The sequence below is a fragment of the uncultured Flavobacterium sp. genome (assembly GCF_963925185.1).
Lineage (GTDB): Bacteria > Bacteroidota > Bacteroidia > Flavobacteriales > Flavobacteriaceae > Flavobacterium.
On record NZ_CAWURC010000011.1, the window covers coordinates 16,702 to 37,073 of the forward strand.

The 20,372-nt window shown below is 32.3% G+C and carries 19 protein-coding genes; 3 read left to right on the plus strand and 16 right to left on the minus strand.

What is annotated here, in order from left to right:
• Position 1: 1 nt before the first annotated feature.
• The 3 genes from AABM59_RS03465 to dapF are packed head-to-tail and all read right to left on the minus strand — an operon-like array spanning position 2 to position 1,716.
• The gene (locus AABM59_RS03465) at positions 2-535 is read right to left on the minus strand and encodes a GNAT family protein (protein ID WP_338407581.1); all 534 of its coding nucleotides are present in this window, start codon (positions 533-535) and stop codon (positions 2-4) included.
• Between the two features lie 23 nt (positions 536-558).
• Positions 559-912, minus strand: coding sequence for a four helix bundle protein (locus tag AABM59_RS03470; RefSeq protein WP_338407605.1), 354 nt, complete (start codon positions 910-912; stop codon positions 559-561).
• Between the two features lie 12 nt (positions 913-924).
• Positions 925-1,716 (minus strand): diaminopimelate epimerase, encoded by a 792-nt coding sequence (gene dapF, locus AABM59_RS03475; RefSeq protein WP_338407582.1) that lies wholly within the window; start codon positions 1,714-1,716, stop codon positions 925-927.
• Positions 1,717-1,937: 221 nt separating this feature from the next.
• Here dapF and AABM59_RS03480 point away from each other — a divergent pair, with 221 nt between their 5' ends.
• The gene (locus tag AABM59_RS03480) at positions 1,938-3,338 is read left to right on the plus strand and encodes a trypsin-like peptidase domain-containing protein (protein WP_338407583.1); all 1,401 of its coding nucleotides are present in this window, start codon (positions 1,938-1,940) and stop codon (positions 3,336-3,338) included.
• A gap of 147 nt (positions 3,339-3,485) precedes the next feature.
• Positions 3,486-4,934, plus strand: coding sequence for a glyceraldehyde-3-phosphate dehydrogenase (locus AABM59_RS03485; protein ID WP_338407584.1), 1,449 nt, complete (start codon positions 3,486-3,488; stop codon positions 4,932-4,934).
• A 74-nt stretch (positions 4,935-5,008) separates the two neighbouring features.
• Here AABM59_RS03485 and AABM59_RS03490 read toward each other — a convergent pair whose 3' ends face one another.
• The gene (locus tag AABM59_RS03490; protein ID WP_338407585.1) at positions 5,009-5,467 is read right to left on the minus strand and encodes an Lrp/AsnC family transcriptional regulator; all 459 of its coding nucleotides are present in this window, start codon (positions 5,465-5,467) and stop codon (positions 5,009-5,011) included.
• 210 nt (positions 5,468-5,677) lie between these two features.
• On the opposite strand from AABM59_RS03490, the gene ald reads away from it, so the two are divergent.
• Positions 5,678-6,790 (plus strand): alanine dehydrogenase, encoded by a 1,113-nt coding sequence (gene ald / locus AABM59_RS03495; protein WP_338407586.1) that lies wholly within the window; start codon positions 5,678-5,680, stop codon positions 6,788-6,790.
• 91 nt (positions 6,791-6,881) lie between these two features.
• Here ald and rfbA read toward each other — a convergent pair whose 3' ends face one another.
• From rfbA to AABM59_RS03555, 12 genes are all read right to left on the minus strand, one after another.
• Positions 6,882-7,751 carry a glucose-1-phosphate thymidylyltransferase RfbA gene (gene rfbA / locus AABM59_RS03500; RefSeq protein WP_338407587.1) on the minus strand — a complete coding sequence of 290 codons (870 nt, stop codon included), beginning with the start codon at positions 7,749-7,751 and terminating at the stop codon, positions 6,882-6,884.
• A gap of 86 nt (positions 7,752-7,837) precedes the next feature.
• Positions 7,838-8,689, minus strand: coding sequence for a dTDP-4-dehydrorhamnose reductase (gene rfbD / locus AABM59_RS03505; protein ID WP_338407588.1), 852 nt, complete (start codon positions 8,687-8,689; stop codon positions 7,838-7,840).
• A gap of 1 nt (position 8,690) precedes the next feature.
• Positions 8,691-9,242 (minus strand): dTDP-4-dehydrorhamnose 3,5-epimerase, encoded by a 552-nt coding sequence (rfbC, locus tag AABM59_RS03510; RefSeq protein ID WP_338407589.1) that lies wholly within the window; start codon positions 9,240-9,242, stop codon positions 8,691-8,693.
• An 83-nt stretch (positions 9,243-9,325) separates the two neighbouring features.
• The gene (locus AABM59_RS03515) at positions 9,326-10,300 is read right to left on the minus strand and encodes a glycosyltransferase family 4 protein (RefSeq protein WP_338407590.1); all 975 of its coding nucleotides are present in this window, start codon (positions 10,298-10,300) and stop codon (positions 9,326-9,328) included.
• Positions 10,301-10,320: 20 nt separating this feature from the next.
• Positions 10,321-11,436, minus strand: a complete 1,116-nt coding sequence (locus tag AABM59_RS03520; RefSeq protein WP_338407591.1) for a glycosyltransferase family 4 protein — start codon at positions 11,434-11,436, stop codon at positions 10,321-10,323.
• A 57-nt stretch (positions 11,437-11,493) separates the two neighbouring features.
• Positions 11,494-12,633 (minus strand): hypothetical protein, encoded by a 1,140-nt coding sequence (locus AABM59_RS03525; RefSeq protein WP_338407592.1) that lies wholly within the window; start codon positions 12,631-12,633, stop codon positions 11,494-11,496.
• Between the two features lie 16 nt (positions 12,634-12,649).
• A complete protein-coding gene (asnB, locus tag AABM59_RS03530) occupies positions 12,650-14,542 on the minus strand; it encodes an asparagine synthase (glutamine-hydrolyzing) (protein WP_338407593.1) in 1,893 nt (630 codons plus the stop codon).
• A gap of 97 nt (positions 14,543-14,639) precedes the next feature.
• Positions 14,640-15,695 (minus strand): glycosyltransferase, encoded by a 1,056-nt coding sequence (locus AABM59_RS03535; RefSeq protein ID WP_338407594.1) that lies wholly within the window; start codon positions 15,693-15,695, stop codon positions 14,640-14,642.
• 7 nt (positions 15,696-15,702) lie between these two features.
• Positions 15,703-16,530 carry a glycosyltransferase family 2 protein gene (locus AABM59_RS03540; protein WP_338407595.1) on the minus strand — a complete coding sequence of 276 codons (828 nt, stop codon included), beginning with the start codon at positions 16,528-16,530 and terminating at the stop codon, positions 15,703-15,705.
• A gap of 131 nt (positions 16,531-16,661) precedes the next feature.
• Positions 16,662-17,888, minus strand: a complete 1,227-nt coding sequence (locus AABM59_RS03545) for an O-antigen polymerase (RefSeq protein WP_338407596.1) — start codon at positions 17,886-17,888, stop codon at positions 16,662-16,664.
• Positions 17,876-19,156, minus strand: coding sequence for an oligosaccharide flippase family protein (locus AABM59_RS03550; RefSeq protein WP_338407597.1), 1,281 nt, complete (start codon positions 19,154-19,156; stop codon positions 17,876-17,878). Before AABM59_RS03550 ends, AABM59_RS03545 begins: the two co-directional genes overlap by 13 nt.
• A 125-nt stretch (positions 19,157-19,281) precedes the next feature.
• Positions 19,282-20,295: a lipopolysaccharide biosynthesis protein gene (locus AABM59_RS03555; RefSeq protein WP_338407598.1), complete on the minus strand. Its 1,014-nt coding sequence runs from the start codon at positions 20,293-20,295 to the stop codon at positions 19,282-19,284.
• Between the last annotated feature and the right edge of the window lie 77 nt (positions 20,296-20,372).

Below are 20,372 nucleotides of genomic sequence, written 5' to 3' on the forward strand. Positions count from 1 at the left end.
TTTAAAATTGATTAATTATTAATTGAAAAATGGCTTCGTCTTTATAAACTCCATTTACCAAATTCCAATCTTTTTTTGTGCCAATAATTTGAAAGCCAAATTTAGTAAAAAGAGCGATACTGGCTTTGTTTTCTGTGCCAATATTTGCATACAATTGATGCACATTTAAATGATGAAAAGCATACTGAATCAAAAGTTCTAAAGCTTCGGAACCAATGCTCTGGTTTCTGTTTTCGTTTCCTTGAATGACAATGCCAACACCCGCCCTATTGTTCTTTGGATCAAAATCGAATAAATCGATTAATCCAATGGCTGGAAAATCCTGGTCTTGGCAAATCGCCAATCGCAATTGCTTGGCTTCATAGATGTCCTGTTGGGCATTTTCGAGATATTGTTTTACCAAAAAACGGCTGTAAGGCGTTTGTGTATTGCTCACTTCCCAAATGCTTTGGTCATTTTCCATCGCATAAACGAACTCCAAATCATTGGGTTCGAGTGCTCGAATGTAGATGTTATCGCCTTTTAATGTGATCATTTTAATAAATTACGAATTTGAAATTACGAATTACGAATTGACTTCTGTATAGAACCAATTATTTTTAATAGTTCTTCAACATCCTTCAATAAATTATCTGACTGTTCAATTGTTAAATAATCAGAATCTCTCAAAAGTCTAATCCAATATTTTGATTCTCTAGTTTCTTTATACGATATTGTAATCTTGGCGAAAAAGTCTGCTTTTGATTGACCCCCGATAGCCTCTTCAATATTTGCACCAATGGAAGTTCCACACCTTAACAATTGTTTAGATAAAACAAATTCTTTTTTTTCTTGAATCAAATATTTATAAACTTTTATTATCCTCAAAGTGAAATCATAACTTTTAGATTGAACTACATTTTCTGATTTAATAATTCGTAATTGCTAATTCGTAATTATGTTTATCTCTCCTTTAAACACAAATTCCGCTGGTCCTTTCAAGAAAACATTGGTAAACTGCCCGTCCTTTTCATCAAAGGAAACTTCTAATTTTCCACCTTCCACGTTCAAATGTATGGAGGTAGCTTTAGTTTTTCCTGTTGTATTCATGGCGATGGCCGCAGCAGTTGCTCCCGTTCCGCAGGAAAGCGTTTCGCCTTCCACGCCTCTTTCGTAAGTGCGAATTGAAAAAGTATCCGCGTTAATCTGTTTTACAAAATTGATATTACTTCCTTCTTTTCCATATAATTCTCCGTATCTGATTTTTGCTCCATTTTCTTTAATATTATAATTTTCTAAATCTTCTACCAATTGCACATGATGTGGCGAACCTGTATTTAGAAAGACATAATCTTCCGCAATCTTCACTGTAGCAACATCAATCATTTGAAGGGAAACTTGTCCGTTTTCGGAAATTGTGGCGTGATGTAAACCATCGGTTGCAATAAAAGTACAGCTATTTTCAATAATGTTCAGTCTTTTGGCGAAAGCCACTAAACAACGACCGCCATTACCACACATCGAACTTTGATTTCCATCTGAATTATAATAAACCATTTTAAAATCGGTAGTTTCATCATTTTCCAACAAGATAAGACCGTCTCCGCCTATTCCGAAACGCCTGTCGCACAAATGCGCAATAAGTTGGAGGTCATCTTTTGGAAAAAACCCCGAACGATTGTCAATAATTACAAAATCGTTTCCCGTTCCTTGGTATTTGTAAAATTCTATTTGCATTTAATTATATTGTGTTGCACAAAAGTACAACTATTAATGATACGTTAAAGATTGTTAAACGAGCGTTAAAGTATTTTTTTGAAATAGTATAATTTATAATTTTACGTTATAATTTCTTAAATGAGAACATAATTATGAAATGAGCATTCATAAAATGGCGTGTCTAAACCTATTGAAATATGCGAATTACATATTCCATAAAAAACAAATATTAAATACATATGAAACAATTCTCAAACCTATTTTTAGTATCATTACTAAGCGGAGCCACAACACTTGGTGCTTATAAATTGTTATTTGATAACAATGGTTATTTTTCAAAAAACAAAAACGCAATCGTAACTTTAGCTTCCAATTCGTATGGAAAACAAGTGGGATTATCGGCAGATAATGTCGATTTTACCGAAGCTGCCGAAAAAACAATCCACACGGTGGTTCACGTGAAAAATGTTTCGCGTAAAACTATTTCAAATCCAATTTTAGAATATTTTTATGGTTACAAAGGGAATCAACAACAGGAGCAAATCGGGACGGGTTCTGGCGTAATTATTTCGGAAGATGGCTATATCGTGACCAATAATCACGTAATAAAAGACGCGACAGAAATTGAAATTACACTGAACAACAAGAAATCGTACACCGCAAAACTCATTGGAACCGATTCTAAAATGGATATTGCCTTGCTAAAAATTGATGCCGGAGAAAAATTACCTTATACTACTTTTGCCAATTCTGATTCGGTGAAAATTGGCGAATGGGCTCTAGCAGTTGGGAATCCATATAATCTAACTTCGACTGTAACTGCGGGAATTATTTCGGCGAAAGCCAGAAACTTGGACTCAACCGGAATTCAATCCTTCATTCAAACTGATGCTGCCGTAAATCCAGGAAATAGTGGTGGTGCTTTGGTCAATACCCGTGGCGAATTGATAGGCATCAACACCATGATTTCATCTCCAACTGGGAGTTACACAGGTTATTCTTTTGCGATTCCATCAAATAATGCCCGAAAAATAATTGAGGATTTAATGGAATTTGGAAACGTACAAAGAGGCGTTTTAGGCGTTGAGGGAGGCGAACTTAACGCCTTGGCATCCAAAGAATTAGGTGTTTCTGAAACAGAAGGATTTTACATTAAAAAAGTTTCCAAAAATTCAGGTGCCGAAAAAGGAGGATTAGAAAAAGGGGATATTATTATAAAACTAGACGGCCAAAACATTGCCACTTTTGCTGATCTTTCGGGCTATATCAATACCAAAAGACCAAATGATAAAGTGGAAGTTACTTTTATCAGAGACGGGAAAAACAAGATTGCTCCTGTAGTTTTGAGTAAAAACGAGTTTTTTAGCACTGAATTCAAAGGCTTGGAATTAGAAAATATTGATGCTGTCGACAAAAACAAATTCCATTTGGATTATGGTGTAAAAATTAAATCCATCACAAATGAAAACTTAAAACAATATCAGGAAGAACTTTTAGGAAATATTATCATTAGTATTGATAACATGAAAGTAAAAGATCTGGAAACGGTTTCTAAAATTTTTAACAACAAAGAGGAAAACCAAAGTATCCGAATGGAAATGATCAACAAAAAAGGGCAACTCATTCAAATAATAATCTAATATTTAAAACCAAAAAAACTAGAGCCATCTTGCACAATCAAGATGGCTTTTTTTATTATAAAAATAATTACGCAATCGTTTTCGTGAAAGAGTATTAAATGATACTTTTGCACCAAATTTAAAAACTACATTTAATCCTTTTCAAATATGAAGAATACCATTTTATACGAAAAAGAAGTTTCCTCTCAAACCTCAAGACGAAGAGCTGGTGTAGAATTTATCAAAATCATAAGTGATCTGTGGTACGACAAATCGATTGAAATGGTTTTGTTCCGGAACCAATTAATTGATAGAAATGTGAGTGAAATAATCAACTTGCACGAGTATGCCCGAGAATTTGTGGGCAAGCCAATTTCGATTTTTGATTCTGTTGAAATTGCAAAAGCCATTTTTTCAATGAATTTGCCACCTTCAAAATTAGACATTGGCAAACTGACTTATGAATACCATTTGGAAAATGACAATTACCCGAATGCCAAATATTTTGTAATTGATAAATTAAAAAATGCCAAAAAAGCAGAAGAAATTCAGCCCAAGGATGTAGTGCTTTATGGTTTTGGTAGAATTGGACGATTACTAGCCAGAGAATTGGCATCAAAAATGGGGAAAGGAAACCAATTGCGATTGAGAGCTATCGTCACTCGGGATAAAAATGATTCCGTTTCATTGGAAAAAAGAGCTTCTTTGTTGCGTTACGATTCTGTTCACGGCGATTTTCAAGGTTCCGTAATTGCGGATCACAAAAACAATGCATTGATTATCAACGAAACAACCGTTCATATCATTACTGCAAATGGACCCGAAGAAATAGATTACACCAAATACGACATTGATAACGCACTGGTCATTGACAATACGGGAGCATTTACTACCAAAGAAGCATTGGCAAGACATTTTACTTCAAAAGGAGTTGAGAAAGTATTGCTTACCGCTCCTGGAAAAGGAGTTCCCAATATTGTTTATGGCGTAAACCACGATGAATATGATCCTGATGAAATTAATATTTTTTCGGCGGCATCGTGTACCACCAATGCCATAACACCAATTCTAAAAGTCGTAGAAGACACTTTAGAAGTTGTAAAAGGACATTTGGAAACCATTCACGCCTATACCAATGACCAAAACTTAGTCGATAATATGCATAAAAAATACCGTCGAGGAAGAGCTGCAGCCTTGAATATGGTAATCACCGAAACTGGTGCGGGGACAGCCGTGGCTAAAGCATTGCCCTCACTTACAGGTAAATTGACTTCCAATGCGATTCGGGTTCCGGTTCCTAATGGTTCCTTGGTTGTTTTAAGTCTAGAGGTGGCCAATAAAACCTCGGTTGCCGAGGTGAATGCCATTATGAAAAAATATGCGCTAGAAGGAGAATTGGTCGAACAAATTAAATATTCCTTGAATAACGAGTTGGTTTCTTCGGATATCATTGGCACTTCGGCACCAGCAATTTATGACAGTAACGCGACCATTGTTTCCAATGACGGCAAGAATATTGTGTTGTACATTTGGTACGACAACGAATACGGCTACAGTCATCAAGTGATTCGGTTGGCAAAATATATTGCCAAAGTAAGACGTTTTACCTATTACTAGATTGCATACAATATCAAATTCTATTTAAACAGAATATCCGTTTCGCTAATTTGAGACGGATTTTTTCATGCCGTTTAAATAGGTAAAACAGTGGTGCTTTTCACTTCCGAAATAATAAAAAAGCTGCTAATTAAGGAAACTCCTGGTAATACGGATAATTTCTTTTGGTGAAAAGTATGGTAACTTTCCATATCTGGTAAGACGATTTTGAGCATATAATCAAAACTTCCTGAAATAAAATTACATTCGACCACTTCGGGCAAATTCAAAATAGATTGATTAAATCCTTCCGAAACTTCAAAAGTTTGTTTAACGAGAGTGACTTGGCAATACACCATAAGGTTCTTACCTAATTTCTTCTTGTTTAAAATCGAAACATATTTTTCGATAATACCTTCTTTTTCCAAACGTTTCACGCGGTCATGCACCGGCGTGAGCGAAAGATTTATCTTGTTGGCAATATCCTTCAATGTCATGTGGGCATCAACTTGAAGAAGACGTAGAATTTTTTTGTCGGTTTCGTCCAAAATCATAGTTCAAATAGGATTAAATGAGTATTATTCAAAGATAAAAATCAGATTTTTTTTCGTTTCGGAATAAAAAAAGATTATTATTTAGAAAACTTTTATGTAAAAATATAAAATAAAATGAAAATTTTCTTAATTTAACAGTATATAACATAATAATTTCTTTCTATAGTACATTTGTCTATCATTATTTCACTAACAATTAAACTTACTATTATGATAATTGGAATCCCAATAGAAATTAAGAACAATGAAAACCGAGTTGGAATGACTCCCGCTGGTGTTACCGAATTTATAAACCACGGACATCAAGTATTTGTTCAACAAGGCGCAGGAGAAAATAGTGGTTTTAGCGACGAAGCTTATACTGATGCTGGAGCAGGTTTACTACCAACAATTGAAGCCGTTTATGCCATTGCCGAAATGATTATCAAGGTAAAAGAACCAATAGCCTCTGAATATCCTTTGATTAAAAAAGATCAACTCTTATTTACTTATTTCCATTTTGCATCATCAGAGCCTTTAACACATGCAATGATAGAAAGTAAAGCTATTTGTTTGGCATATGAAACCGTAGAAAGAACAGATCGCAGTTTGCCATTATTAATTCCCATGTCAGAAGTGGCCGGAAGAATGTCTATTCAGGAAGGTGCAAAATATTTAGAAAAACCGCTAAAAGGAAAAGGGATTCTTCTAGGAGGTGTTCCTGGAGTTCCTCCAGCAAAAGTGGTAGTATTAGGCGGAGGAATCGTGGGAAGTCAAGCGGCAAAAATGGCAGCTGGACTTGGTGCTCAAGTTACCATTATTGATGTGAGCTTACCTCGTTTACGTTATTTAACAGAGATAATGCCTGCAAATGTTACTACCCTAATGTCTAACCATTATAATATTTGCGAATCCATTTCAAAAGCCGATTTAGTTATTGGAGCAGTTTTAATCCCAGGAGCAAAAGCACCCCATTTAGTTACTCGTGACATGTTGAAATTGATGAGTCCAGGAACTGTAGTGGTTGATGTTGCCGTTGACCAAGGAGGCTGTATTGCAACCTGCGTCCCTACAACTCATGAAAATCCAACTTTTATAATTGATGATATTGTTCATTATTGCGTGGCCAATATGCCAGGTGCAGTTCCTTATACTTCAACTCTTGCTTTGACAAACGCAACTATACCTTATGCATTGCAATTGGCAAATAAAGGATGGAAAAGAGCTTGTTCTGAAAATGAAGAATTGAAAAAAGGACTAAATATCGCCAATGGTAAAATTGTTTATAAAGGGGTTTCCGATGCTTGGGGATTGCCGTTTTATGAAGTAGAAGCCTTTTTATAAGATAAATTTAAAAAAAAAATGCAACTTTAAAGTTGCATTTTTTTTTAATTAGAAAAATTATTTCCTGATTTTTTATGTAATTTGAAACATTTTACACTTTATGTTTTAATAAATGTATTAAATAATCGCCATAACCTGATTTGATCAAAGGAGTAGCCAAAATTTCTAGTTGCGCACTACTGATAAACCCTTGGCGCCAAGCAATTTCTTCAATACAACCCACTTTTAACCCTTGACGTTCTTCAATTACTTGAACAAATTGACCCGCTTGCATGAGACTATTAAAAGTTCCCGTGTCTAACCAGGCCGTCCCCCTATTTAAAATACCCACTTTTAAAATTCCTTTTTCTAGGTAAACCTTGTTCACATCCGTGATTTCATATTCCCCTCTGGCACTTGGCCTGATATTTTTGGCAATTTCCACAACCGAATTATCGTAGAAATACAGTCCTGGAACAGCATAATTAGATTTCGGTTCTACTGGTTTTTCTTCGATAGACAATGCCTTAAAATTTTCGTCAAATTCAACCACGCCATAACGTTCGGGGTCCGAAACGTGATAGGCAAAAACAACCCCTCCGGTTGGATTGGTGTTGGACTGTAACAATTCGTCCATGTTCGCTCCAAAGAAAATATTATCCCCCAAAACCAGGGCAACACTGTCATTGCCTATAAATTCCTCACCAATTACGAAAGCTTGCGCCAATCCATTTGGAACAACTTGTTCGGCATAACTAAATTGGCAACCGATAGCCGATCCATCTCCCAACAACTTTTTGAAATTAGGCAAATCATGGGGAGTCGAAATAATTAATATTTCATTGATTCCAGCCATCATCAAGGTGGACAATGGATAATAAATCATGGGTTTGTCATATACCGGCATCATTTGTTTGCTCATCGCTAATGTCAATGGGTGCAAACGAGTGCCAGATCCACCGGCTAAAATTATTCCTTTCATTTTTTTAGGTGTTTTCGGTTGTCAGTTGTCGGTTGTCGGTTGTCAGCATAAACGGAGAACGGATAACAGATAACAGACAACTCATTTTATAATCTCTTCAACATTCTTTCAAGACTTACTCTATAATCAACCGCTCCTATTCCATAAACCGCTTTAATCTTTGATTTATTCAATAAAGAATAAGCAGGTCTTTCGGCTGGCGTGGGATAACTTGATGCCGGAATTCCTTTTATCTCGCAGGATTTTTGCGCCATTTCCTTGATGTCGGAAGCAAAATCAAACCAACTGATTTCACCGGCATTCGAATAATGATAAATACCCGGTTCCCATTTGCCGCTGTCCAGGATGGTTAAAATAACTTCGGCTAAATCGGCCGCATAAGTCGGTGATCCCACCTGGTCGTTGACCACATTCAAACTCTCTCTTTCCGACATTAAGCGCAACATCGTTTTCACGAAATTGTTTCCAAACTCGGAGTAAACCCATGCCGTACGGATGATAATACTTTCCGGACAATTTGTTAAACAGGCTGTTTCACCGGCTAATTTCGTAACCCCATAAACACTTTTTGGATTCGGGACATCCTCTTCTTTATAAGCTACAGGCGAACTGCCGTCAAAAACATAATCGGTGGAAACATGCACTAGTTTTATCCCTGAATCGTGACACAAGCTGGCCAAAGTGGCGATGGCAAGATGATTGATGGCATCAGCCGTTTCGGGGTCATTTTCTGCTTTATCTACAGCCGTGTAAGCCGCACAATTAATAACAATATCAGGCTGTATAACCTTAAAATTACTTATAATTTCTGTTGCTTTATCCAATGGAAAATCTTCAATATCTGTAAAAATAAAATCGAAATTGGGATAATTTGCCGCAAGTTCTTTTATTTCCGAACCCAATTGCCCGTTGGCTCCTGTTACTAATATTTTTTTCATATTATTCAAATGACCAATCTATTTCGTTAAAACTGGGCAGTATCAAATCTTTTTCGGAAACGATAATCTCCTCTGGATTTAATTGCCAATCAATTGCCAAAGTAGGATCATCATATCGGATGCCTCTTTCACTTCCTTTATGATACAATTGGTCTACTTTATAAAGTACAGAAGCCGTTTCGCTTAATACCGAAAAACCGTGAGCAAATCCAGGAGGCACCATCAATTGTTTTTTGTTCTCCCCACTTAAAACCACACTCACATGTTGTCCATATGTATCTGAATTTTTGCGTAAATCGACCGCTACATCTAAAATTTCTCCTTCTAAAACACGGACTAACTTGGCTTGTGCAAATGGATTAATTTGTAAATGCAAGCCTCGAATAACCCCACGCTTTGAGAATGATTGGTTGTCTTGAATGAATTGATATTCGATTCCGTTTTTATTAAATTTAGCTTGATTATGCCCTTCAAAAAAAAATCCGCGGGAGTCTTTATGAATAATTGGCGTAATAATTACTAAATCTTTAATGGCTGTTTTTTCTATTTTCATAGTGTTTTAAAAAAATATTAACCCTCTTAATTATATTATTTGATCTTTTTAAAAATAGTAAAAATCTCCTTTTGAGTTCTTGTTTAGTTAAAAAAATAATTATTCTCTTGTTTTTTGAATCCAATCTTCCGAACTACAACCCCTCGAACCACCAAATAAAATAGGGACAAAACCAATAAAATTCCTAATGTTGCAAATAACGACAAACTACCTTTTACATCCAAATAGATAATAAGTATGTTTATCAACAACTGTAATGTTGCATAAATAATAGAGATTCCCACTTGAGAATACCCACATTCATTGGCCAAATACTGGTACAAATGAGAACGGTGGGCTTCAAATATATTCTCTCTTTTTCCAATCCTGTAAATAATAGTAAAGATAGCATCAATACCGTAAACGGAAAAGAAAAGAATATAGCCAATTTGCTCCGTTTCAACAATGGTTTTTATCATAAAATAGCCTAAAAACAACCCCATACTGACACTTCCTACATCACCCGCAAAAGTCTTAGCCTTGGTCCTTATATTAAAAAACCCAAAGACCATACAGGAGATTCCCATTACTGTCAATAAGGGTATACTCGATGCATTGACCGGTAAATAGGAGAAACATAGAATCGCCGAAAGGGCGTACAATACAGTTATTCCATTAATACCATCCATAAAATTAAAGGCATTAATCCAGCCAACTGCAACAACTAGCACCAAAGGCAATGCCCAGAATGGGTCATCAAAAAGATTCAATTCATGAGCTATCAATAATACGGCAATAACATGGAAACCAAAACGTGTCTTTCGACTAATCGGTTTTATATCGTCTACAAAACTAATAGTTGCCACTAGTAGTATTGTCCAAGTTACTGTCCCGCTTATATAGCCTAAAAAAAAGGCTAAAAGTATGGCAATTGGAAAAATGATTCCACCTCCTCTGATGGTAATTCTGGAATGGGAGGAACGTTGATTGGGTGAGTCTATAATTTTGTACCGCTTCGCTATTTTGAAATAGAGGAGTTCTAATAAAAACAATACAATAGTAACTATTATAAATTTCATAATAAATTGATTTTATACTATTATAAACTTTGAGTTAAAGCATAAATTGCTTCTTTATAATGCCCGGTAATAATTTTTTCATCAAAGATCTCAATTGCTCTTTTTCTTGCATTGTGCCCCATTTCCATTCTTTCCTTAACAGGCAGCAAGAACATTTTTTCCATCTTATCAGCCAAATCTTTACTATTCCGAACCTCACATAAAAACCCAGTTTCAGTATCTATTACTACATCTCGACACCCAGGAACATTAGTAGTAACAATTGGCAAGCCCATACTTGAAGCTTCAATTAATACTTTTGACAGCCCTTCTCTATAAGAAGGCAAGACTACACAATTTACATCCTTCACAACCTCTTCAACCCGATCCGTTTGTCCCAAATAAATAATTGTTTCACTATTGATCCATTTAGCTAAAGTCTCTTTAGTAATTGCCGTAGCATTATTTTCGTATAAAGGCCCTAAAATATTAAATTTAATTTTTGGGTATTTTATTTTTAATAATTCTGCTGCCTCAAAATATTCCCTTATTCCTTTATCGTAAAGTAATCTCCCAATAAATAAAAAATTAAAATCTATTCTTTCTTCTTTTGCGTCATTAGGAATAAATCTTAACGTATCTACACCTGAACCTTGAATTATTTGCGCTTTTGTTTTTTCTATTAATTTATTTTCCAAAAACAAATTCAAATCATCCTTATTTTGAAAAAATATTTTAGAAGCTTTTCTTTGAGAAAATCGATACAATAATTTCGCGATTTGAGTAGAGAATTTTCTTTTAATAAAAAGCGTACCCAATCCTGATATGTTATTAACGACCGGAATATTTAGCATACCGGCAGCTATTGTACCATATATATTTGGCTTAATGGCATTGTGACAAATGATATCAGGACTTATCTTTTTATAAATCTTATAATAGTGGTAGATAATTTTTAGATCCTCAAACGGATTTGTTGTGTTGTTGTTTAAATTAATTGCTGTAAAATGAAACCCTTGTTCTTTTAGTTTTTCTGAGTATTCATCTGGAAAGGCAACAGTATAAATTTCATGCCCGTCATCTTGTAAAGATTTTAATAGTTTCAATCGGAAATTAAAAATACTCCAGGCTATGTTTGATGAAAAAATAATTTTCATAACCGTTTGTTTTGTTTTTTTAAAATTTTATATAAACTGTCCAACTTACTCGGAATTTTATGTGTTTTTTTCATGGTCAAAATAAACAATTTGATGTAAGGAATAAAAAAGTAATGGTAAGAACATTGCACGCATACGGCTGGCTAAACCCAAATTAAAAATATAGGTGGCAATAATTAACAATATACAACATCCCGACAACAAAGCAAGTTTTACATCTTTCTCAATATTGATTTTCATTTTTTTTGTAAACAAATTAATTAAAATAAAAACAAAAACAAACAATACTATGCAGTTTTCAAAAGAAATAACATATTGGTAATTCGTCTTTGCATCATAAAATAAAGGCCTAAATAAGAGCAGCCAAATTCGTTCCAGATAAGAAGTCTCAATTAAACTAATACCACTTCCACCGTGACTAGCAAAATCATTAACTTCATAGAATTTTTTTGAAATACTATCAAAAGTCAAAGTTTTTATATGAGTGAAAAACATTAATATGGGAACTAAAATAGACATTATTACCAATGACAAAATCGACAACTTTATTTTGATGCTTTTTAGAATATTCTTTTGAGTAAGAAGATAAATAACAAAAGCCCCTATAATCGCTAAAAAAACATGAGGCCTTAGAAGTATGAATGCTATTAAAACAATAAGGTGAGAAAAATGTACTTTAGATTTATTTTTAAATTCAAATAATAAATAAGTCAAAAAAAAGAAAATTAAAGCATCTTTTCCAAGAAAACTAGTCCAATAATGTAATGATGGCATCAAAAAAAGCAATTGTATTATTGGAATTCTTTTAAAGGAAACTATACCTTTTCTATTATATCCTGATATCTGATTAAAATACCACAAAAAGCATTGATAACTCATTGCCGAGAAGAGTAAAAAAAGAACAAACAATGATACCCCAGCGTGAACTAACGGATAAATTAAAAAGGACATAAACGAGGTTCCTAATCCAAATAGTGAAATCCACGAATCAGCATTTAAAGCCCGTTTATAAAAAGAAAAGGCATCATATTCAGGAAAAGCAAGTGTGTTACTATAAGCAAAGCCCATTGCAGAAAAATGGACAATTAAAAGCACTATTAAAAGTAACTTCTGAACCCCTACTTGCCTTACATAATAAGAATTCGTGATATATAAAATATAAATTATTAAAAATAATAACAAGATGGTATTAGTCATTAAATTTTTGGTTTATTTATTTTAAATACATTTTTTTATACCATAATTGAAAACAATAAAATGTCCAAACTCTAAAAGCATTGTCTATTTTACTTTCTAAATGATTGTAGACTAGTTTTGAAATAATTTCATAATTAAATATGTTTTGCTCTTCAATAAATTTTTTGTCAATATAAGTTAGCAATTCTTCTTTAAGAACACCTCGTAACCAGTCTCCAACAGGCACTCCAAAACCTTGTTTCGATTTTCTTAAAAAATCTTTAGGAAAATACTGTTTGAAGGATTCCTTGAGCAAGTGCTTTTTATCCCAGTTGTATATCAAATAACTTTCCGGCAAACTATTGGTAAAACCCCACAACTCTTTGTTAAGAAATGGCGACCTACATTCTAATGAAGTCATCATAGCAGAACGGTCTACTTTTACTAATAGATCTCCTTCCAGACTCAAAATCCGATCTATGTTTCTGAAATCCGTAAGTGATTTATTCTTTAATCCGATTGATTTTTTATAATAGCCCAGTGGGTCAATTATATAATTATTAAAATTAAAAATCTCTTTTCGCTCGTTTTCTAAAAAGGCAAGTGAAATAATATCATAATAAAAATCACCTTCAAAATCTACCGCTTTCATAAATCTTTTCGCTTTAAACAGCAAGCCGCGCTGATCGTCTTTTGAATGCAAGAGATTGTTTAATACATTATAAGAAAAGTTATGAACGGGTTTTGGAATACATTGGGTGTAATAATGATTCAGCCTTCCCATATAATATTTGTTGTAACCACCATAAACTTCATCACCACCATCTCCTGTAAGCGCAACTGAAACAAACTTTTTAGTTTTACTGGCCACTAAATAGGTGGGCAAAGCTGATGAATCTGCATAAGGTTCGTCAAAATTTAATATGATATTGCTTATACTCTGAGCCAAATCATTTTCGGTCAATATAAACTCATGATGATTGCTGTTTATGATTTTGGCAATGGTACGGGATTTATCCGTTTCATCGAATGATTTTTTATCGAATCCCACCGAGAATGTTTCTATTTTTTTATCGGATTGATGGGCTAAACATAAAGAAACTATGGAGGAATCTACACCGCCTGAAAGAAATGTACCAATTGGAACGTCAGATATTGAACGACTTTCAACACTTTTATGCACTAGATCATGATTTATTTTCGCTGCCTCCTTCTTACTTAAATTAGAATAGTCGGAAACTATGTTTTGTTTAATTTCCTGAATTGTGAAATTAAAATTATAGCAATTAAATTCTAAATAATGATTAGCTTCCAGTTTTAAAATAGATTCATAAATCGTGAAGGGTGCCGGAATATAGGTTAACTGAAAATACAAGTTTAATCCTTGCTTGGAAATTTCAGGTTTATAAGGCAAAACCTTCATCAGCGATTTTAGTTCAGAACACCAATAAAAATTATCGTTATTCAAAGTATAGTATAGTGGTTTTTCCCCAAAAAAATCACGGGCAAGAAATACTTTATTTATGATTTTATCATAAATACTAAAAGCAAACATCCCGTCGAGCATAGCAAATGATTGAACTCCATATTTTTCATACAAAGCAATAATTACCTCGGTATCGGAATTGGTTTTAAAATTATAATCGCATAAATGTTCTTGTCTTAATAATTTGTAATTATAAATTTCACCATTAAAAACAATTATTTTCTGATTATCAGCAGAAAAAATAGGTTGTTTCCCTGTTGATAAATCTATAATTGACAGTCGGCGCATTGCCATTCCTATCGAAAAATCTTGGAGACTTTCAGTAAAAAACCCATCTTGGTCAGGACCACGATGGATAATCTCATGATTCATTTTATCTAGAATACCATCAATGATTTTTGCTTCTTTATAGCTTTTTGATACGAATCCGTTTATTCCGCACATACATTATATAAGTTTTTTATAATACCTTCTTTATGACAAACAAAATAATTGAAGGAACTCATAAAACAGAGCAGCCCATTTTATTCCTCTTGAAATTTTATTTAAATCGGTTAAAAACTGCAATATAAGCCTCCCTATTCGCTTCTACAGTATAATATTTTGCATAATCTACATAATTTTCTTTCCCTACTTCTCTAAAATAATCCTGATTATGATACACTTTTTCAAAAGCATTAACCCAATCTTCTATCGTAATGGCATAAAGATTTTTTTGGCTCCTGTTAATTTTAACATTTGCTTCAAGTGGTGTAGCTATGGTGGGCAAAGAACATCCCATATATTGTATTAATTTAAAACCACATTTTCCTTGATTGAAAGGTGTGTTCTCTAAAGGCATTATTCCTAAGTCAAATTTATGTATTTCTTCTATTTCGGTTTTAGAATCCCAATTGATGAAGTTTACGTTCAAATTAGCAAATTTCCTTTGTTCATTTGAATCAAACCCAATTAAGTTTAACTGAAATTTTAGTTTTTTGCTTAGTTCCTCAAATGCGGGTATAAGTTTTATAACATTAAAACTTGTAGCTCTTGAACCTATCCAGCCTATTGTAAAAATAGTATTGGTTTTGGTTTCCGTTTTTTGAGTATACACTTCTTTAGGTATTGATGTAGGTATTTCAATAACATTAGTGTTAAGCCTACTTATATAAGTTGTCAAATAGGGACTCCCACTCACCACAAAGTTGGCGTTTTTTATAACATGATCAATTTTATTAAAGAGAAATAATTTAATAAAAAAATTATTAGAGGTGTTATAATTATGAAAAATGGCGTCATCATAATCAACAATATATTTTATTTTGAATAGTTTGAGTAGATTCTCAAAAACAGCAGGAAAGTAGGTAAACAATTCATATTCTATATAGATTAAATCATATTTATAAATTTGAAATAATTTAAAAGTCCTTCTTAAATAATAATATAGCGTATATACTGTTTTTTGTACTTTATTATAGGTAAAAAAATGGGAGCCAAACAAAGGAGCAACAACAACTTCAATTCCGGCTTTTTCATAAGAATTTAAATATTGATATACTCTATACCTGCTGCTGGGTCCGAGTTCGTTGTACTTGGGCAAAAATAAAATTTTCATAGTTTCATTAAATAAAAAATAAACCCTGCCAGATTCCCTTTGTAATCATCTTAATTTTTTCCCTTTTCAATTTTTCAAAAAAAAGAATACTTGCTATCGTTTTACCAAATGACAAAACATCTCTTAGGACAAAAAGAGGGAAGACAAAAAAATACTTTTTATATATATAAATTTTATTGCGAGCATAATAAAATCTTCGCAAAGGAGAATGATTGGTACAAATTATGGGCATTCCCAGAAAATAATGAATTTTACTTTCTCCTAAATGATGACACAATACACTCTGCTGGGATTGTATGATTTTGAATCCTTTTTTCTGAAGTCGTAGACATAACTCAAAATCGACATAATCAATAAACATTTTAGAATCAAATCCTCCAACTGATGTCAGAATGTTAACATTGCAGAGACATCCTGAAGTTATAGCTGTAAATATTTCGACATATTCTTCAGATACCGTTACAAAATGACGGCTATTCATGTCTTTTAAACTTGGGCAAACTATAGCTGTTTTGCCATTTTTGAAGCCTAAAAGCAACTTTTGTATCGTGGCACTTTCAAAAAAAGAATCCTGATCCATGGTCAAAACATAATTAAAATGATGTTCCTGAGCATAAAAAAGAGCCTGATTTAATGCATCAGCGATACCAAGATTTGAACTATTGCTCAGTACTTTTATAGTATCACTTTCCAAACGAAACAATTCTGAAATTGTTTTAGATCCATTATCAACAATAATAACGGCATCTACAGAATCAATAAAAGAAATTATATTTTTATTTAATAAATTTAAATCTGGATTATAGGTTATAATTACCCCTAGAATTTTCTTCATTTTGAATTAGAGTTTTTATAAGAACTTGATTGCAACAACTGCTAAAAGCTTTATGTGAATCCTTATTTATTAGTTTTATATTAAGTAAATAAAAAACTAACAAAAGGTCAAAAGATTATTTTACCAAGTAGTTAACTGGGAACGTTTTTAAAAAAATATTTAAAAAACAGTACAATCGAAATCAAATAGATCCAAGTGGGCAATAAAGACAAATATTGTTCCTGAAAGAAAGACATAAATAGGGGGTACAACATAATGGAATATAGAAAAGTATAAATAAATTTATGTTCATTAATTGCCTTTAAATAAAAAAAAGTATGTAAAATTGCCATACTAAAAATGATAAATATCATAAATATAAGTCCGAAATCTTGAAAATAAATTTTATAAATAGTATAAACATTAGTGTCAAATGGAATTGAAGCGTATTGATCTACCAAATCACTTGGTTTGTTTTCCACTATACCCATTTTGTATAACATACTATAAAAAAATCGAAAGGAATTTTCTCCATAAGTATTTGAATATTTAGTATGAATAAACGAGTCAAAAGCACTTAGACCACCAATAAAATACTGCATAAAACTTTCAAAAATACCAGAAATATTTTCTTTTAAATTATTTTCAGCTGACCCTCCTTTATTTAGTAAAATACCAATTGTTGAAAATAATAATAAAACACTTGATATACCATAAACCAGATGTTTCTTTTTTAATTTTTTAAAAACAATGAGTACCCCAAAAATCAAACAGAGATAAAGAATAAAAAAAGTTCTGCCTGTTGAGAAAACACAAAAGACTAATAAAATAAAAGCGGAGAGAAATAATTTAAGTTTATTGTTTTTATTGTAAACATATTGATAGCTTTGAAGAAAGAAACTAACATAAGCAAAATTTAAACCATATTTAGAAAAGCCAACATCCTGTTCTTGTACAGAAGAATTTCGTAATCCCGCAAATAAACTATCATATATAATATATTCAATAGCCAATTCGTAACTTTTTATTATAAAAATAGGTAAGAAGATCAATGTTATAATAATGAGGATTATATCTATTTTGTTACTAATTTCAAAATAAAAATTTTCTCCTAAATTAACATTTTCAAAGTTAAATTTCAATATAGTAGCCAAACCACCCAATGTAAATGTCATAACACCTATAGTGTAAATAAGTAAAGACAGAAAGGATAATTCATATACTAGTATCAATTTAAATGTAACACATAAAAAATGAAAAAAAACAACGACAAACCAAACCAGACTATATAAGAATGGCGGATATCCTACTGTTTCATTAATATAATAATTAAACAAGACATTGAGCCAAATAATGAATAAAAAAACTATGTACCACATATTTTCTTTTTATTTCTATAACTAATATAAAACACACTTAACAATAAATAGACTAGTGCACTCACAAATGTAGTGTAAGATGCAAATACTATTCCGTATTTAGGAATAAAAATAATATTCAATAACAAGTTAACCAACAAAGCTATGATGCTAAAAAGAAGCATTGTTTTAGTTCTTAATTCTAATTCTAAAGGCTTATGGACTAAGACAGCCAATTGCCAAATAAATGCTCCAAATATAATTGGCATAATTAGCTCCAATGACTGATCAGTAATAATAATACCAACTATTTTTTCAAGAAAAAAACCTTTCAAAAAGAACGCTGTGAATGCAATTATAATAAAGATAAGAGCTTCTAATAGAATTAATTTTTTTAAAAATTGCATAGCCTCTTTTTTATTCCCAGAATTATATTTTTGTGAAATAATAGGGAATCCAGCCACTAAAATTGGGGCGTAGAGAAGTGACACTCCCTTATATAATAAATCGTAAATAGCAGAATAGGTCCCTAATTCTTTATCCGTCAGGTAATAATCAATAATATATCTATCGGAAACATTCAATATAGAGGATATGGTAAACCAAAAAGCTAAAGGCCAGCCATAGTGTAATAGATAATTGTTTTGTTTAAAAAACGCCTTAAAATAATTTTTGTTAAACCTCTTTATAAATAAATTAACGGAAATTTTAAAAAATTTAAAATCTATCCGAAGCAGAAAAAAAAAGGATATTAAATAGCTAATAAAAAAACTCGAAATTAATTTTAGTAAACTTGATGTTTGATAAAACACATAGTTAAAAAACAACACCATCGATACAAAAATTAAAATCCTAATAAAATCAAAATAAAAGGTTTTTCGAGCATTGAATTTCGATTGATAAAAAACTATTGACAAAGCAACAAAACTACCCAAAAACATGGTTATGGTGCCTAAAATAGGGATTAAAACTCCGTTTTCCATCAGTGATAAAATACTAAAACAAATAAAATTTAATGGAAAAAGAACAATAAAATATAATTGAAAAATGGTAAATTTAAAATTGGTGCTATAATCATTAAATCGCAAAACACACTGATTAAGCCACCCTCCACCAAATGAAATCAATATTAAAATTACATTCTGAACCAATGAAAACCTGCCATAACTTTCAATTCCGTAATATTTAACAATTAGTGGGATTGTAATAAAGCTAATAATACCGCTAGATATTAAACCTAAAAAATAAATCGAAAAATTGTTTAAAAATAATTGGTTTGATTTGAACATTCTATATTTGTAGGTCATCTAACTAAGAAAACTTTATTTAGAAAGAGTAATTGAATTAAAAAAATGTAATAATAGTGATACTAAACTCAAGTCAGGATTAAAACGAAACCCTATATATTATGAATTTACAAAAATGTTTTTTTCACTATCAAAAGTATAACCAATAAAAGGCCGGATAAAAATCCTCCATAAACAATACCTTGTGCCTTTCCAAATTTATCTTTCTTCAAAGGCAAAATAGGCCTGTCAATGACTTGAATTAATGGAGTTTCTCTTCTAAGAGTAATTTTGGCTAATTCTGATTGTTTGACTAATTCTATAAGTATGGCAGTATTCGCCTGGACATCAACCTGTTTTCGAGACGATGGTACTTTTCGAACATTAAGTGAAGGATTCAAACTAAAATTATTATCGTTAGCTAAAGCCACACCCGAGATAGCATTATTTAATTCGCCACGAATAGAATCGGTTTGCCTGGCTAAAATTGCCATATTAATTCTAGCCTTTTTGCTTTTAGTAGTAATATAAAATTGTCCGACTTGGGTAGCTAGAGCTTCACAAAAATACTTCGCAAATAGTTCATCGTTTGAAATCATATCTATGCTAATCACTGGAATTTTCTTGTCCTTTTGTCCAACAGATAATTTATTTTTAAATAAATCCGCATAGATTACTCCTAAAATACTATCGTGAACTCTTGTGAAATGCTTGCGACTAGAGTTAGGTAAAAATTGAATGCTTATTAGTTTTGGTTTTTTTTCCCAACTTTTACGCCATTTTGCATTTTGAATATACATCTCAGCTAAAGAAATCGTTTTATTATCCACTGTAACTGGAGTCAACAACGTTTGTTCTACCATTTTACGAGATTTAAACAACTCGGTCAAATTAGATCCTGAAAAAATAGTGCCTCCACTTCCACCCAAATCAAATCCAAAAGAACTGGCCAAGCCTAAAACGCCGCTCAGTCCTCCTCCTGATTTTTCGTCTTCCACTACAAAAGATAAAGTAGCGGTATAAACAGGTTTATTTATAAGGGAAAAAGTCAAGCCAAATAGGGCGCCTATAAAGCCCGCCAATAGAATAATTTTCCATTTCGATAAAAAATAAAAATACCATTCTTTTGCTTTTTCTATCAATTTTTTTAACGATATTTCGTCTTTCTTTATTGGTTCTTTTGTTAGCATTAGGTAATCCGTTTTTGGTTATACTTTAT

Coding starts and splice junctions, on each gene's coding strand:
- AABM59_RS03515 (WP_338407590.1), bottom strand. CDS start 10,300: ATGAAATTTATAATAGTTACTATTGTATTGTTTTTATTAGAACTCCTC.
- AABM59_RS03535 (WP_338407594.1), bottom strand. CDS start 15,695: ATGAAAATTTTATTTTTGCCCAAGTACAACGAACTCGGACCCAGCAGC.
- rfbD (WP_338407588.1), bottom strand. CDS start 8,689: ATGAAAAAAATATTAGTAACAGGAGCCAACGGGCAATTGGGTTCGGAA.
- ald (WP_338407586.1), top strand. CDS start 5,678: ATGATAATTGGAATCCCAATAGAAATTAAGAACAATGAAAACCGAGTT.
- asnB (WP_338407593.1), bottom strand. CDS start 14,542: ATGTGCGGAATAAACGGATTCGTATCAAAAAGCTATAAAGAAGCAAAA.
- AABM59_RS03550 (WP_338407597.1), bottom strand. CDS start 19,156: ATGTTCAAATCAAACCAATTATTTTTAAACAATTTTTCGATTTATTTT.
- AABM59_RS03545 (WP_338407596.1), bottom strand. CDS start 17,888: ATGTGGTACATAGTTTTTTTATTCATTATTTGGCTCAATGTCTTGTTT.
- AABM59_RS03540 (WP_338407595.1), bottom strand. CDS start 16,530: ATGAAGAAAATTCTAGGGGTAATTATAACCTATAATCCAGATTTAAAT.
- AABM59_RS03485 (WP_338407584.1), top strand. CDS start 3,486: ATGAAGAATACCATTTTATACGAAAAAGAAGTTTCCTCTCAAACCTCA.
- dapF (WP_338407582.1), bottom strand. CDS start 1,716: ATGCAAATAGAATTTTACAAATACCAAGGAACGGGAAACGATTTTGTA.
- rfbC (WP_338407589.1), bottom strand. CDS start 9,242: ATGAAAATAGAAAAAACAGCCATTAAAGATTTAGTAATTATTACGCCA.
- AABM59_RS03465 (WP_338407581.1), bottom strand. CDS start 535: ATGATCACATTAAAAGGCGATAACATCTACATTCGAGCACTCGAACCC.
- AABM59_RS03525 (WP_338407592.1), bottom strand. CDS start 12,633: ATGACTAATACCATCTTGTTATTATTTTTAATAATTTATATTTTATAT.
- AABM59_RS03520 (WP_338407591.1), bottom strand. CDS start 11,436: ATGAAAATTATTTTTTCATCAAACATAGCCTGGAGTATTTTTAATTTC.
- AABM59_RS03490 (WP_338407585.1), bottom strand. CDS start 5,467: ATGATTTTGGACGAAACCGACAAAAAAATTCTACGTCTTCTTCAAGTT.
- rfbA (WP_338407587.1), bottom strand. CDS start 7,751: ATGAAAGGAATAATTTTAGCCGGTGGATCTGGCACTCGTTTGCACCCA.
- AABM59_RS03480 (WP_338407583.1), top strand. CDS start 1,938: ATGAAACAATTCTCAAACCTATTTTTAGTATCATTACTAAGCGGAGCC.